This is a genomic window from Ruegeria sp. HKCCA5491, from assembly GCF_013034565.1.
Lineage (GTDB): Bacteria > Pseudomonadota > Alphaproteobacteria > Rhodobacterales > Rhodobacteraceae > Ruegeria.
On sequence record NZ_WQGG01000012.1, the window covers coordinates 53,821 to 69,064 of the forward strand.

The window sequence follows — 15,244 nt, forward strand, 5'->3', positions numbered from 1 at the left end:
CCGATTTTCAGATTTACCCCAAGAATTGCCGGGCCGCTGATGGCAAGCTGCCATGTCTGCCAATCGCGCAAAGATATACGCTCTGAAGCCGGGGGAAACAAAAAGGAAATCAAGTCCAAATTCGAAAGATATGATTTGAACCGGGGTTTGATCCATGCGCAGATCGACGAACCACCGGAACGGAGACAGAAAAGATGCACCCTTTGGTTACGCAAGAAATGATTGACGCCTATCAGCGCGACGGTGTGATTCTGATCAAAGGTTTGTTTGCGGACTACGTCGACACCCTGCGCGATGGGATTGAGGTCAACATCGCTGATCCCGGCCCATATGCGTCGGATAACAAAAAGCAGGGTGAAACGGGGCTGTTTTTTGACGATTACTGCAACTGGTCGCGGATCGAACAATTCCAGAAAGTCGTCCACAACTCGCCCGTGGCCGAAGTCGCGGCGGATCTGATGCAGTCTCAGACTGTTCAGATGTTTCACGATCACGTTCTGGTAAAAGAGCCGGGTACGTCGATGGCAACTCCATGGCATCAAGACGGGCCGTATTATTTTGTCGAAGGTCAGCAAACCATCAGTTTCTGGTCGCCGCTGGACCCCGTGTCACAAGCAACGCTGAGGTGCGTCGCCGGATCGCACCGGTGGAAGAAAGAGGTTCTGCCGACTCGCTGGGTTTCCGAAGAAGGGTTCTTTCCCGATGAGGGGCAGTACATCCAAGTCCCTGACCCCGACGCAGAGGGCATGAAGGTCGTCGAGTATGAGATGGCGCCGGGTGACGCCGTTGCCTTCAATTACCGAACCTTGCACGGTGCACGTGGCAATCATTCAGACAGTCGCCGCCGCGCCTTTTCATTGCGCCTTGTTGGTGACGATGCGCGCTATGTCGAACGCCCGGGTCGCACATCTCCTCCGTTTCCGGGGCATTATATGCAGCCCGGACAGCGGCTGCGAGAGGATTGGTTCCCGATTCTTCTCAGACGTTAGGCGTTCGAATCAAAACCACTGACCGGTTTCGATCAACCCCAAGTCCAGCAATTGTCGCGACGACCACTGAAACGGGGTCGAGTTGCTCCAACGAAAGCACTGGATATTGCTGTTTGAACCAGCGTTGATTTTCAACGCCTTTGCCGCGCGAAACGAGCAGATGGCAGCGGTCAGGTTGTGATGCCACGGGCAGGAATAGGTATTATATTCAGGCTCGTTGAACGTGTGATCTGGCCTGAGTTCCAATCCCGGCTGCGTTTTGAATATGGCGATCCGGTCGATGCGACGGCGTTCATAAGGGATCTGGTCTTCGAACCGCCACCGCAGGCCACCGGACATGTCCAACTGACGCTCCAGCGGATGCCCGTCGGTGTCGTGGCGGGTGCGGGCATAATAACCGGTCTTGTCCAACAGGGCGCGATCAGGGGCTACCCCATTCGGCGCAGCCGTCAGATCATCCGCGTAAAGATCAACGACATGGCATAGCATGGAATTACGGCGCTCTTCCGAATGGAAGGCTAGCAATTCGCCGATCGTCCGTGTCTCACAAAACGGAAAAAACAGGTACTCGGTGTTATAGCAATAATACATCCAAACATCCGGCGCGGCTTTCATGACCTTGTTAATCGTCTCAAAGACCGCTGTGCGTGGCGCGCATGTCAAGGTGACACGGTGGATACGGTCGGCAAGGGCAGGTTCCAGAGAAAACTCCTGCGGCATGAACACGACAAGAGATTTGAAGCCCAGGTTCAGGTGGTGCTGAATTGTGCCATCGACCTCAACATCGTCTTCGGCAAAAATGAGTGCGACGGGGCCCTGCGCGAGGGCCTTCGCGCCGGTTCGCAGGAAAGAGTTGAGGGAGTCGTACTGCATCGCCCGTCTGATTTCATCCAACTGGAGTTTTTGGCCAAAATCGGGTAATCGCGCGGGCATTGCAAGCGGCGTTCGTAAAGTATAGACGACGTCGATCCCGCGAACGCAAAGGCTACACCCATGTCGGAACCCAAAAAGCTGTACATCAAGACCTATGGTTGTCAGATGAACGTCTATGACAGCGAGCGTATGGCCGAGACAATGGGCGGTCAGGGCTATGTCGAAACAAAGACGCCTGACGATGCAGATATGATTCTGCTGAACACCTGCCACATCCGTGAAAAGGCGGCTGAAAAGGTCTATTCCGAACTGGGCCGTTTCAAGGGGCTGAAGGCGGAAAAGCCTGATCTGAAGATCGGTGTCGCCGGTTGTGTTGCGCAGGCTGAGGGCGAAGAGATCATGCGCCGGCAACCTCTGGTCGATTTGGTGGTGGGACCGCAGAGCTATCACCGTCTTCCAGAGATGGAAGCCAAGACCCGCGAAGGTGCCAAGGCGCTGGACACGGATTTCCCCGAGGAAGACAAGTTCGAGAAATTGAAAAACCGCCCCAAGGCCAAGCGCGGCCCGACGGCGTTTCTGACTGTACAGGAAGGTTGCGACAAGTTCTGCGCCTTCTGTGTGGTGCCATATACCCGCGGGGCCGAAGTCAGCCGTCCAGCCGACCGCATCATTCGCGAAGCGCAGGATCTGGTTGAACGTGGCGTGCGCGAAATCACTCTGCTGGGTCAGAACGTTAACGCCTATCACGGTGCGGGGCCCAATGGGGACATGACGCTGGCGGGTCTGATCTGGGAATTGAACAAGGTTGATGGGCTGGAGCGCATCCGGTTCACCACCTCGCACCCCAACGACATGGCCGATGACCTGATCGAGGCGCATGGAACTTGCGACAAGCTGATGCCCTACCTGCATCTGCCGGTGCAGTCAGGCTCGGATCGGATTTTGAAGCGGATGAACCGCAGTCATACCGCCGAAAGCTATCTGCGCCTGATCGAACGCATCCGCGCAGCGCGGCCTGATATCATGATGTCAGGCGATTTCATCGTGGGCTTCCCCGAGGAGACAGACGAGGACTTTCAGGCCACGTTGGATTTGGTCGAGCAGGTCAGATACGGATATGCGTATTCGTTCAAGTATTCCACGCGCCCCGGAACCCCTGCCGCCGAACGGTCTCAGGTTGATCCTGAGGTGGCGGATGACCGCCTACAGCGTTTGCAGGCCATGATCACGCGGCACCAGCGCGAAATTCAGGATGCGATGGTCGGGCGAAATGTCCGCGTGCTGTTTGAGAAACCCGGCCGTCTGCCCGGGCAGATGGTCGGAAAATCCGAGTATCTTCATTCGGTTCACGTCTCGGATGCCGATGTCGAGGTGGGTGAGTTGAGAGACGTGCGCATCACCAGCTCAGGCTCGAATTCGCTGGCTGGCAGGTTGCTTTGACGCGACATTTTTCGTGTCGTTGCGTCATGGTTGAATCTTATGGAAAAATTTACCCTTGATTTATGACTTGGAACTATGTTCCGAGAAAAGTGATATTTTTTAGGGGTATACGGCTCTAGCCGTCCCTGAGGTCGTTTTTGCGTCGCCCAGTATCAAGGGCGTGGCCATGGAGAGTGCGAGTGAAGGTTTTGAATCTTATCAATATACTCAAATTCAAACTGCCACTTTCTGCTTTGGTTGCATTTGTGTTTCTTTCCGGCGCGGTAACGGCTGGCAACCTTGAAGAAGGTGTTTCAGATCCTCCCATCGTCAGCCCCAAGCGTTTCGACAGCGACGTCAGTGCGTTTTATCTTGGCTTGACCGGCGGATACGCGACCAGTGGAACGGATCGCTTTGGCCTGACAACGCCCACCGATACATTTGCGATCGGTGAATTGGATCTAAGCGGTTCCTATGGTGGTGTACGGGCAGGATGGCGGGGTATTCTACCGGCCAAGCAAGGCCGCGACTATGTCTACGGGTTTGAAATCGGATATGACTTCGGTTCGCTGGATGATGATGTCACAACGCAAATCGGGGGCATCACTGTGGACGGTGGATCCGAAGTCTCGGACGTTGTGTCGATTCGCTTCCGAAATGGCCTTACCAACAAAAGCGGCACGGTGTTGTATTTCCTCTCGGTGGGTTATGTGAACGGTGACGTTGAAACCACGAACAGCTTGTCTCTTGGGCCTACGGTTCAAAGCTTTGCAGAAAGCGACTCGCGCAACGGGTTTTCCGCCAGCATTGGTGCGGAACACAATTTGAACGCCAATTGGTCGATTACAGGCGAATATGAATACGTTCAGTTTGATTCCAAGGACATCGTCTTTGAAAATGGATTTTCCACCAAGTCGACACCGCGGTATCAGGGTTTGCGATTTGGCTTGAATTACCGGTTCTGAACAACCGGCTTTTTGCCAGTTTTTTATGCCTGCGCGGGTTTTCAAACCGGACTGTGATCGGCGGTTTCGACATCAGTTACGGAAAATTTGAAACTGTGACTTGCACCCACCAAGAGTTGTTGTCTACGCTCAAGGTGAAACGCCAAGACAGGAGAACGTATTGGCCATCGGTGCCCTGAACCCACCGCAAAATGAAATGCCCCAGCGTGAGGCGTTTGTTGAATTCCCAGACAACCGGTTGTTGATTGATCTGTGCGGCGAATATGACCGCAATCTGACTGATATTGAGCATAAATTATCCGTTCAGATCGTGCGACGCGGAAACCAGTTGGTTGTGATGGGCGAGGAAGATGCCCAGAAACAGGCAATTGAGGTCCTTCAGGCCCTGTACACCCGACTTGAGGGTGGGCGCGAGGTCGAAGCAGCAGATGTGGATCGCGAACTTCGTATGGGGGGATCTGAAAAAGGCACCGGAAGCCGCGACGGTGACCAGCTTGAAATGTTCAAAGGTGGCACGGTTGAGATCAAGACCCGCAAAAAGCTGGTTGAACCGCGTACCGATGCGCAAAAGGCTTATGTGCAATCCCTGTTCAATAACGAACTGGCCTTTGGGATCGGTCCGGCAGGGACAGGTAAAACCTATCTGGCCGTCGCGGTGGGCGTGTCGATGTTCATTGGCGGCCATGTAGACCGTATCATCCTCAGCCGTCCTGCGGTCGAAGCGGGTGAGAAGCTGGGTTATTTGCCCGGTGACATGAAGGACAAGGTCGATCCGTATATGCAGCCGCTTTATGATGCGCTGAACGACTTTCTTCCCGGCAAGCAATTGGCCAAGCTGATCGAAGAAAAACGAATCGAAATTGCTCCGCTTGCCTTTATGCGCGGTCGAACGCTGGCGAATGCCTTTGTTGTTCTGGACGAGGCGCAGAACGCCACGACCATGCAGATGAAAATGTTCCTGACCCGGTTGGGCGAAGGCAGCCGGATGGTAATTACGGGCGACCGATCGCAGGTCGATCTGCCGCGCGGGGTCCAATCGGGGCTTGCCGATGCCGAGCGTTTGCTGAAGACGATCCCGAACATCAGCTTCAACTATTTCACCTCGAAGGATGTGGTGCGGCACCCGCTTGTCGCTGCGATTATCGAAGCGTATGAGGCTGACTCGGGTCGTGAAACCGGATAGTTTCAAAGGCCCTGCGGGGACTTTGAAAGAGACAGAATGAATCTTGAACTAACGGTTGAGGACACGCGCTGGCAGGGGTTGGAGCCCTTGGCCACGCGCGCTGTGACCGCTGTGCTGGCCCATCAGGGCGTGGATTCCGAATTGTGTGAGATAAGCCTTCTTGCCTGCGGCGACACTCGCATCGCCGAGTTGAACGCGGAATTTCGCGAAAAACCCATTCCGACCAATGTTCTGAGCTGGCCAGCCGATGATCTGGCGGCTGAGATCGCGGGTCAGGAACCCGCTTGTCCAAGCCCGGATTTCACCGGAGAAATCGCACTGGGCGACATCGCAATTTCCTATGATACCTGCGCACGCGAAGCCAATGAGGCGGGGAAACCTTTCGAAGATCACGTGACACATCTGCTTGTTCACGGAACATTGCATTTGCTGGGATACGATCACGTTCGTGACCCCGACGCCACTTTGATGGAGGGTGTCGAGGTCGAGATACTTGGCAAACTGGGTATTGATAACCCATATATAGTTTAATACGGGCCCATTCGGGCCGATCATTTGGAATGGGAAAATGGGCGATACAGACGGCAGTTCTACGGCGGCGCAGGGCGCGCAACCAAAGGACGGCGACAATGACATAAGAGAGAAAACGGGTTTCTTTTCTCGAATAGTGGACGCGTTCTCGACCCAGAACGTCGAAGAGGTTGCTGCGGCCAACGGACACGAGGCCGACAAGAGCCAGCCACGGGGCATGATCAACCTGCGGCGTATGCGCGTCGAAGATGTGGCCATCCCAACGGCAGAGATCGTGTCTGTATCCTCGACCATCACCAAAGACGAATTGGCGCAGGTTTTTCGTGACAGCGGGCTGTCGCGGATACCGGTATACGAGGGGACGCTTGATACACCGCTTGGGTTTGTGCACCTCAAGGATTTTGCCCTGACGCATGGGTTCAACGGAACGTCCTCTGAATTTGATCTGGTGTCGATGCTGCGGACCCTGTTGTTTGTGCCGCCGTCAATGCCGATTGGGGTCTTGTTGACCAAAATGCAGACGGAACGCCGGCACATGGCGCTTGTGATAGACGAGTATGGCGGCGTTGACGGATTGCTGACGATCGAGGACCTGATTGAACAGGTGGTCGGTGAGATTGCCGATGAACATGACGCCGACGAAAGCCAGCTCTGGGTTGAAGAGAAGCCAGGTTGCTATGTGGTTCAGGCCCGTGTCCCGCTTGAAGAATTCGAAGCCGAGATCGGGCGCTCGCTGACCAGCCACGAGGATGTCGACGAAGAAGAGATCGACACGCTGGGCGGTTTGGTCTTTATGCTATCGGGGCGTGTCCCTGCACGTGGCGAAGTTGTTCTGCACCCCGAGGGGCCAGAGTTCGAAGTCTTGGATGCCGATCCGCGCAGGATCAAACGCTTGCGTGTCATGTTGCCGGATATCGTTGCATGAACCCTGCACAGGGCTTGCCTATTTGGTTAAGGCTGGTGTTGGCGTTCATATTGGGCGCGGTAACTGCGTTTGGTCTGGCGCCATTCGGGTTTTGGGCTGCATCCATTGCAGCGTTACTTGCTTTGGCGCCCCTGTACTTGGCAACGGAAACGCGGGCACAGGCGGCTTGGCTGGGGTGGGCCTTTGCGACGGGCTATTTCGCTCATGCGTTAAGTTGGATCATTGAACCGTTCCTTGTGGACGCGGAACGTCATGCCTGGATGGCACCCTTTGCGCTTGTGTTCATGGCCGGAGGGCTGGCGCTGTTCTGGGCGCTGGCCTTTTGGGTGGCGCGCCGCCCGGGGCAAGGCGCAATTGGTCAGGCTTTGTTTCTGACCATCGCGATATCCTTGGCAGAGTGCGCGCGCGGCTACGTACTGACCGGATTTCCATGGGCTGGGTTGGCGCAGATTTGGGTCGCCACGCCCTTCGCTCAGGTTTTGGCGCTGGTTGGTCCATATGGGGTAGGCGCTCTGACGCTGTTGGCAACATTGCCTATGGGAGCCGCTCTGACGCAACGATCCTCGTTTGCGTTGCCTGCGTGCTTGTCTGTGGGAGTGGTGTGCTTGGCCGTTGGTTATGCTGCTTTTCGGCCTGATGTTACCGAAACGGGGCATATCGTACGCCTAATTCAGCCCAACGCGCCGCAACACCAGAAATGGGACCCGGACTATGCGCCGCTGTTTTTTGCGCGTCAGATTGAGTTCACGGCCGCGCAGCCAAAACCCGATTTGATTGTCTGGCCGGAAACCTCGGTGCCGGCTTGGTTGGGCAGCGCGCAACCTTACCTGGATGTTGTCGTGGATGCGGCACAGGGGACGCCGGTCTTTTTGGGTATTCAACGCGGGGACGGGCCTCGGATCTACAACTCGATGATCTACCTGAACGAGGACGGTCAACAACAAGGGCTGTACGATAAACATCACCTTGCCCCGTTCGGAGAGTACGTGCCGCTTGGCGACCTCATGGCGCGAATTGGTATCTATGGCATGGCTGCAACCACGGGCAGCGGGTTCAGCGCTGGGCCGGGCGCTGCCTTGATGGATGCGGGTGCGCTGGGTAAGGCACTGCCTTTGATTTGCTACGAAGCGGTCTTTACCCAGGATGTTCTGTCCGCTCCGGGACGTGCCGATTTCTTGTTGCAGATTACCAACGATGCGTGGTTTGGAACGCGATCAGGCCCTTATCAACATCTTGCACAAGCCCAGATGCGGGCCATTGAGCAGGGATTGCCCATGATGCGGTCAGCCAATACCGGGGTGTCGGCAATGATTGACCCGCTGGGCCGCATCACTCGGTCGCTTGCTTTGGGTGAGGCCGGGTATGTCGATGCAAACCTGCCAAAGCCTTTTGCGGTCACACTTTATTCAAGGATTGGTGACATACCCATCTTTTTGCTGCTGGTCGGAGCGTTTGCGCTGCTTTGGCGCAACGCTCGGAGAGAGGGCGCGTAATTTCGGATTGACCCGATGATTTTGCGGGCGTATCCCATCGAATGCCTGTCACAACGGCTTCCTGGCGTGATGGGGAAATCTTAATGGAGCACTTTCATGTCCCGACAGAACTACACTTTCACTTCGGAATCCGTATCCGAAGGGCACCCGGATAAGGTTTGTGACCGGATTTCCGATGCCGTCCTAGACGCTTTTCTGAATGAAGAACCCGAAGCGCGCGTCGCGTGCGAAACCTTCGCAACGACTGACCGCGTTGTCATCGGCGGAGAAGTAGGTCTGTCTGATCAGGAAAAACTGCACGATTACATGGGCCGTATCGACGAGATCGCGCGCGCTTGTATCAAGGATATCGGCTATGAGCAGGACAAGTTTCACCACGAAACCGTCGAGGTGACGAACCTGCTACACGAGCAGTCCGCGCATATCGCGCAGGGTGTTGATGCCTCGGGCGACAAGGACGAGGGCGCGGGCGATCAGGGGATCATGTTTGGTTATGCCACGACTGAAACCCCTGCGCTGATGCCAGCCCCGATCCAGTACTCCCACGCGATCCTGCGCCGTCTGGCCGAGGTTCGCAAAAACGGCACCGAGCCCGCGCTGGGTCCGGACGCGAAATCGCAACTGTCCGTCGTGTACCGTGACGGCAAGCCTGTGGGCGTCAGCTCGGTCGTGCTGTCGACACAGCATCTGGATGAGGCGCTGTCCTCGGACGATATCCGCGCGATTGTTGAGCCCTACATAACCGAAACTCTACCCGATGGCTGGCTGTCGGCCGACACAGAATGGCATGTGAATCCCACCGGCAAATTTGTGATCGGCGGCCCCGATGGCGATGCGGGCCTGACCGGGCGCAAAATCATCGTGGACACCTATGGCGGTGCCGCGCCTCATGGCGGCGGTGCGTTCTCGGGCAAAGACCCAACCAAGGTGGACCGTTCGGCTGCTTACGCTGCACGCTATCTGGCCAAGAACGTGGTGGCCGCGGGCATGGCGGAACGCTGCACGATTCAGCTTAGCTATGCGATTGGCGTATCCAAGCCTTTGTCGATCTATGCGGATACGCATGGTACTGGGCAGATTTCGGATGCCGCGATCGAAAAAGCCGTCGGTCAGGTGATGGACCTGACGCCGCGCGGCATTCGCCAGCACCTGCAGATGAACAAGCCGATCTACCAGCGCACGGCGGCTTATGGCCACTTTGGCCGTGAACCCGACGCGGATGGCGGTTTCAGTTGGGAACGCACCGATCTAGTGGACGCCCTGAAATCGGCTGTCTGATTGTTATCCAAAGGTGCGCCCTAACGGGCGCGCTCTATTCTGGTGCTTTTTGAGGGTGGCAGGTCTGTTGAGTGGACCGGGCCGCCCTCTTGTGTCCGTGGTGTCTGCACAGTATGGGCTTCGCCCATGAGCAACCAGACACCCCAACGCCCCCGCAGAAACTTTTATGGCCGCTTCAAGGGCAAGACCCTGAAGCCCAGTCAAAAGACGTATCTAAGTGAAGACCTCGATGCGTTGTGCCCCGGCGCGGTCGATTGGGAGAGTAACCCCGAACGCGCGCCGCTGGATCTGCAGGCGCTGTTTGGCGGACGGGATGTTTGGCTTGAGGTCGGTTTTGGTGGCGGTGAGCATCTGGTGCATCAGGCTGCCTGCAACCCCGGTATCGGTATTATAGGTGCCGAGCCCTACATCAACGGCGTCGCGATGTTGCTGGGCAAAATCCGGCAGGCGGGGGTTGAGAACCTTGCCGTTCATCCCGGCGATGCGCGCGACCTGTTCGACGTGCTGCCCGAGGCCAGTATCTCGCGCGCCTTCCTTCTCTATCCTGACCCATGGCCCAAAACGCGGCACCACCGCCGCCGCTTTGTGACGCAAGAACATCTGGAGCCACTTGCCCGCGCCTTGAAGCCGGGTTCAATCTTTCGCGTGGCAACGGACATTCCCGACTATGTTCGCCAAACGCTGGAAGAAGTGCCGCGCGCTGGTTTCGAATGGCTGGCCGAGCGTCCCGCCGATTGGCGTGAGCCGTGGGACGATTGGATTTCCACCCGCTATGAACAGAAGGCCCTGCGCGAGGGGCGCGTGCCCCATTACCTGACCTTCCGCCGCAAGGGCTGATTGTCGCTGGACCATCTGGCCCCAATTCGCTAAGCGGCTAAGGCACTGATAGCGAAAACAGGAGCCCCCATGTCCGGACACGGTACGCCCATCCCGATGACCTCGCATCCCTGCGGCCCGTTGACCGGTACGGCAGAGGTGCCCGGCGACAAGTCGATCTCGCACCGTTCGCTGATTTTGGGTGCGATGGCGGTGGGTGAGACGAAGATCTCCGGTCTGCTGGAAGGTGAGGACGTTCTGGATACTGCCAAGGCCATGCGCGCCTTTGGGGCCGAGGTGACAGATCACGGTGGCGGTGAATGGACGGTGCATGGCGTGGGTGTCGGCGGCTTTGCTGAACCTGATCAGGTGATCGATTGCGGCAACTCGGGCACGGGTGTGCGACTGATCATGGGTGCGATGGCGACTTGTCCGATTAGCGCGACGTTTACTGGCGACGCAAGCCTGAACAAACGCCCCATGGCGCGAGTGACGGATCCGTTGGCTCTGTTCGGGGCGCAGGCCGTTGGACGCTCGGGCGGACGTTTGCCGATGACCATCGTCGGCGCGGCTGAACCTGTTCCGGTGCGCTATGAGGTTCCCGTTCCGTCGGCGCAGGTGAAATCCGCCGTGCTGCTAGCAGGTCTGAATGCGCCGGGCAAAACCGTGGTGATCGAGAAAGAGGCCACCCGTGATCATTCCGAACGGATGCTGGCCGGGTTCGGTGCAGAGATTACCGTTGAAGATACGGATGAAGGCCGGGTGATCACCCTGACCGGTCGTCCTGAGTTGAAACCGCAAGTGATTGCCGTGCCGCGTGATCCGTCCAGCGCTGCCTTTCCGGTTTGCGCGGCGCTGATCACGCCGGGCTCGGATGTGTTGGTGCCGGGCATCGGCCTGAACCCGACCCGGGCGGGCCTCTTTACCACGCTGCGGGAGATGGGCGCAGACCTGACCTATGAGAACGAGCGTGAAGAGGGTGGAGAACCCGTCGCTGATCTGCGCGCGAAGTACTCGCCGAATATGAAGGGCATCAATGTGCCGCCGGAACGTGCGGCCTCGATGATCGACGAATATCCGGTGCTGTCCGTGGTCGCGGCCAATGCCACTGGCACCACGATGATGGGCGGCGTGAAAGAGCTGCGGGTCAAGGAAAGCGACCGGATCGACGCGATGGCTCGCGGCCTGCGCGCCAATGGCGTGAGCGTGGATGAGGGCGAGGAATGGTGGTCGGTCGAGGGGCTGGGCATCGGCAACGTCCCCGGCGGCGGCACCTGCGAGAGCTTTCTGGATCACCGTATCGCCATGTCCTTCATGGTGATGGGCATGGGCGCAAAAACGCCGGTCTCGGTCGATGATGGCGGCCCGATCGCGACCTCGTTCCCGATCTTTGAACCGCTGATGGCGGCGCTGGGTGCCAAGGTGGACCGCACGTGAGCTTCACGGTTGCCATAGACGGGCCTGCAGCGGCGGGGAAGGGGACGATTTCGAAAGGGGTTTCGGCTCATTTCGGGTTCGCGCATCTGGACACCGGCCTGCTGTACCGTGCGGTTGGCCGCCGGACACTTGACGGGATGGAACCGGTCGCAGCCGCTCAGGCTTTAGCTGCTGAAGAGTTAGGGCAGGGCGATCTACGCACCGCCGAAATCGCGCAGGCCGCGTCAAAGGTGGCTGTGATCCCTAAGGTTAGGTCAGCACTTGTGGACTTTCAGCGCAGTTTCGCAACCCGCCCCGGAGGCGCCGTTCTGGACGGGCGCGATATCGGGACGGTGATCTGCCCCGAGGCTGAGGTTAAGCTGTTTGTCACCGCCAGCGCCGAAGTTCGGGCAGAGCGGCGGTATCTGGAACTCAGCGCTAATGGGTCCGACACAACCCGCGCACAGGTTCTGCAAGATGTCCGTGAACGCGACGCCCGCGATGCCGAGCGCAGCACGGCCCCGATGAAACCTGCGGAGGATGCTGTGCTGCTGGATACATCGAATCTGAGTATCGAAGCGGCGTTGGCCGAGGCGATTGCCATAGTTGAAGACGCCAAACGCAAGGCGTTTTAGAACCTTGGTGGCTCTCACGATTTTGGGAACGCTCCTCACCAAGCTTTGTTTGGTCAGTCGCCTCAGGGCTGCGTAGGGTGAATTGGTAATCCGCAGGAGCGATACCATGATCCGATTGACCTTAGCTCTGATTTTTCTGGCTGGAAGTCTGGCTGCGCAAGAAGCCGAACCACCCATGACCTATGAGCGTCTTGGGAAGATAATTTTTGCGCTGGATCCTGACGCGCAACCCCAAGGGCCGGGTTTCCAAATGACCGTTTCGGATGTTTCGGTTTTGGTGATCACGGATATCAACGCGGATCGGATGCGGGCGATGGTTTCCATCAGCAGCGCCGCTGATTTGTCGGCTGCGGACCTTCAACGCATGATGCAGGCGAATTTCGACAGCACTCTGGACGCGCGCTATGCCATTGCCAACGGCACGTTGTGGGCCGCATTCATTCACCCCCTGTCCAAACTAGATAAGGACCAACTGATTTCGGGGCTGGCCCAAACCGTGAATATCGCCAAGACGTATGGCACCCTGTATTCAGGCGGCGCTGCCGAATTCGGAGGGGGCGACAGCCAGGATCTTCAGCGTGAGCTGATTGATGAGCTGCTTAAGAAGGGCGAGGAAATCTAATCCATCTAGGGATTTGCACTATTCGTAACGCTGGGATTGCCAATAGTTGCCAGCCCGCAAAAACGGTTGAAACCGGGGCAACTTTGATGAGTTTAGCCGGTGTCATAGCGGTGATGGGATGGGGGAATCTTCACGGATTGTCACAGCTTTGAACATGCTGACAACCAAGGAGGCCTAGGCCCTAGCGAGGTATCGGAAAGCTGGTATAGTCCCCTGAAATATTGAGGGGGAGAGCTAAATGAACAACCGTTTGCGTAAAATCACTATTGTGGGCGGCGGCACCGCAGGTTGGATGACCGCGCTGATCCTTGAGATGGTGTTTTCTCGCACGTCAGCGCCAAAGGACCGACCGCGCATCTGCCTGATCGAAAGCCCGAATATTTCGACAGTGGGGGTGGGCGAGGCCACCGTGCCCCGCATGCCGGTTACGCTCCGGCAGGCGGGGATTGCCGAGCGGGATTTTTTCCGCGAGACAAACGCGTCGTTTAAACTGGGTGTGAAGTTCTGTAACTGGAACAACGACGCCAAGGGCAACCGCATCGAGTATATGAACCCTTTTGCTCATGGCCAGATGCTGGAAGGGCTGGAGGCGGCCGAATATTTCCTGCGCTTTGGCAACGGGGATCGGGACTTTACGCAATCAATCTCGCCGCACGATGATCTGGCTCGTATGTGCAAAGGCGCGCGGCCTTTGGGACAGCCTGAATTCGAGCAGAGATTTGGCTATGCCTATCACCTGGACGCTGTGAAATTCGCGGGGATGTTGACGAAGGTCTGCACCAAGCGCGGGGTCGAGCATATTCAGGATGAGGTCCAATCGGTCGAACTGGACGAGCAGGGCAATGTCAGCCATCTGATGCTGGAGCGCAAAGGCCGCCATGATATCGAGATGGTCGTGGATTGCACCGGGTTCCGGGGATTGATTATCAATCAGGCTCTGGGTGAGCCGTTCATGGATTACTCGGACTATCTACCCAATGACCGGGCCATGGCCTTGCAGGTCGAACATCCTGACCCCGAAAAGATCGAAAGCGCAACGCGGTCTACGGCGCTGGGAGCTGGTTGGACGTGGCGGGTTCCATTGTTCAATCGTGTAGGCACGGGCTATGTGTATTCCTCGGCGCACCGCACGGATGATCAAGCGGCGGATGAATACCTTGAATGGCTGGGCGACAGCGGCAAAGGTTTGGCGCCGCGTGTGATCCCAATGCGGGTTGGACGGGTGCGCAATGCATGGGTCAAGAACTGCGTGGCCATCGGTTTGTCCGGCGGGTTTATCGAGCCGTTGGAAAGCACCGCGATTCATATGATCGACCACGCGGTGCGCTGGTTCGCCGAACATCTGCCGACGCAGGCGATCGAACCGTCCTTGCGGGCGCGGTACAACCGACAGATGGACAAGCTTTATGACGAGGTGCTCGAATTCATCTGTCTGCACTATCGCTTGGGTAACCGCACGGATGATCAATATTGGATCGATGCCCGGACCGAGATGAAAATACCCGACCGGTTGGCCGAGAACCTCGAGCTGTGGCAGCACCGCTTGCCGATGCAGCACGATGTTGAGTTCGCGACGCTGTTTGATCACCGCGTTTACCAGACGGTGCTGTTGGGCAAGCAAGTCTACGATACAGGCTATGGCACAGGCATTCGTGATCGGGTGCGGCCTTTGAAAAAGCCGATCTGGTTCCAGTGGTGGAAGGGCGCGAAAGTGGATCTTGCGCAAATTCTCAAGTCTATGCCGGATCACAAGACCCTGTTGCGTGATATCCGAGGAGAGTTGGAAAAGCCCGCCTTTGGCAAAGCGGTGGCTGCGAAGCCGACGGTTGCGATGCCGGGTGCGAAACCTGCACCGGTGGCCGTCCAGAACATGCCCAACTTCGCTGAAATCCAGAGCGGCGCAAAGGATTTGCAGTTGTTCTAGAAATTGCCTGTGAGCCGGGCGGTGAAATTCGCCCGGCCGCTGGGCCGTTTGTCGGCAGGTATTGCAGGTTATAGCGCGTATCGCCCGTTATAACTTGCAGCGCCTTGGCGAACCCGCTATAGAGCGCGCGTCGACAAGGCGATTTGAGCCATAAAACAATGAGACGAGCAGGGTC

Annotated in this window: 14 protein-coding genes and 1 riboswitch; of the genes, 13 read left to right on the plus strand and 1 reads right to left on the minus strand. The window is 57.3% G+C overall.

Going from position 1 to position 15,244, the window contains the following annotated elements; genetic code table 11:
* Positions 1-194 precede the first annotated feature (194 nt).
* The gene (locus GOV88_RS15995; protein WP_171241052.1) at positions 195-989 is read left to right on the plus strand and encodes a phytanoyl-CoA dioxygenase family protein; all 795 of its coding nucleotides are present in this window, start codon (positions 195-197) and stop codon (positions 987-989) included.
* A 9-nt stretch (positions 990-998) separates the two neighbouring features.
* On the opposite strand, the gene GOV88_RS16000 is transcribed toward GOV88_RS15995, so the two are convergent.
* Positions 999-1,862, minus strand: coding sequence for a hypothetical protein (locus tag GOV88_RS16000; RefSeq protein WP_171241053.1), 864 nt, complete (start codon positions 1,860-1,862; stop codon positions 999-1,001).
* Positions 1,863-1,982: 120 nt separating this feature from the next.
* Here GOV88_RS16000 and miaB point away from each other — a divergent pair, with 120 nt between their 5' ends.
* The 12 genes from miaB (at position 1,983) to GOV88_RS16060 (ending at position 15,069) form a co-directional block, all read left to right on the plus strand.
* Complete coding sequence (gene miaB, locus GOV88_RS16005; RefSeq protein ID WP_171241054.1) at positions 1,983-3,302, plus strand: tRNA (N6-isopentenyl adenosine(37)-C2)-methylthiotransferase MiaB; 1,320 nt, start codon at positions 1,983-1,985, stop codon at positions 3,300-3,302.
* Between the two features lie 179 nt (positions 3,303-3,481).
* Positions 3,482-4,246, plus strand: coding sequence for an outer membrane beta-barrel protein (locus GOV88_RS16010; protein ID WP_171241055.1), 765 nt, complete (start codon positions 3,482-3,484; stop codon positions 4,244-4,246).
* 160 nt (positions 4,247-4,406) lie between these two features.
* Positions 4,407-5,429, plus strand: a complete 1,023-nt coding sequence (locus GOV88_RS16015; RefSeq protein WP_171121773.1) for a PhoH family protein — start codon at positions 4,407-4,409, stop codon at positions 5,427-5,429.
* A 36-nt stretch (positions 5,430-5,465) separates the two neighbouring features.
* Positions 5,466-5,960, plus strand: coding sequence for an rRNA maturation RNase YbeY (gene ybeY / locus GOV88_RS16020; protein ID WP_171241056.1), 495 nt, complete (start codon positions 5,466-5,468; stop codon positions 5,958-5,960).
* 37 nt (positions 5,961-5,997) lie between these two features.
* Positions 5,998-6,885, plus strand: coding sequence for a hemolysin family protein (locus tag GOV88_RS16025; protein WP_171241057.1), 888 nt, complete (start codon positions 5,998-6,000; stop codon positions 6,883-6,885).
* The gene (gene lnt, locus GOV88_RS16030) at positions 6,882-8,378 is read left to right on the plus strand and encodes an apolipoprotein N-acyltransferase (RefSeq protein ID WP_171241058.1); all 1,497 of its coding nucleotides are present in this window, start codon (positions 6,882-6,884) and stop codon (positions 8,376-8,378) included. Before GOV88_RS16025 ends, lnt begins: the two co-directional genes overlap by 4 nt.
* A 42-nt stretch (positions 8,379-8,420) precedes the next feature.
* A riboswitch (SAM-SAH riboswitch) is annotated at positions 8,421-8,469 on the plus strand.
* A gap of 5 nt (positions 8,470-8,474) precedes the next feature.
* The gene (metK, locus tag GOV88_RS16035) at positions 8,475-9,656 is read left to right on the plus strand and encodes a methionine adenosyltransferase (protein WP_171241059.1); all 1,182 of its coding nucleotides are present in this window, start codon (positions 8,475-8,477) and stop codon (positions 9,654-9,656) included.
* Positions 9,657-9,782: 126 nt separating this feature from the next.
* Positions 9,783-10,493 (plus strand): tRNA (guanosine(46)-N(7))-methyltransferase TrmB, encoded by a 711-nt coding sequence (locus GOV88_RS16040; protein WP_171241060.1) that lies wholly within the window; start codon positions 9,783-9,785, stop codon positions 10,491-10,493.
* A gap of 69 nt (positions 10,494-10,562) precedes the next feature.
* Positions 10,563-11,909, plus strand: coding sequence for a 3-phosphoshikimate 1-carboxyvinyltransferase (gene aroA / locus GOV88_RS16045; RefSeq protein ID WP_171241061.1), 1,347 nt, complete (start codon positions 10,563-10,565; stop codon positions 11,907-11,909).
* Complete coding sequence (gene cmk / locus GOV88_RS16050) at positions 11,906-12,523, plus strand: (d)CMP kinase (RefSeq protein ID WP_171241062.1); 618 nt, start codon at positions 11,906-11,908, stop codon at positions 12,521-12,523. The genes aroA and cmk overlap by 4 nt, the downstream gene beginning before the upstream one ends.
* 106 nt (positions 12,524-12,629) lie before the next feature.
* Positions 12,630-13,145: a hypothetical protein gene (locus GOV88_RS16055; RefSeq protein ID WP_171125795.1), complete on the plus strand. Its 516-nt coding sequence runs from the start codon at positions 12,630-12,632 to the stop codon at positions 13,143-13,145.
* A 238-nt stretch (positions 13,146-13,383) separates the two neighbouring features.
* The gene (locus GOV88_RS16060) at positions 13,384-15,069 is read left to right on the plus strand and encodes a tryptophan halogenase family protein (protein ID WP_171241063.1); all 1,686 of its coding nucleotides are present in this window, start codon (positions 13,384-13,386) and stop codon (positions 15,067-15,069) included.
* Positions 15,070-15,244: the final 175 nt, after the last annotated feature.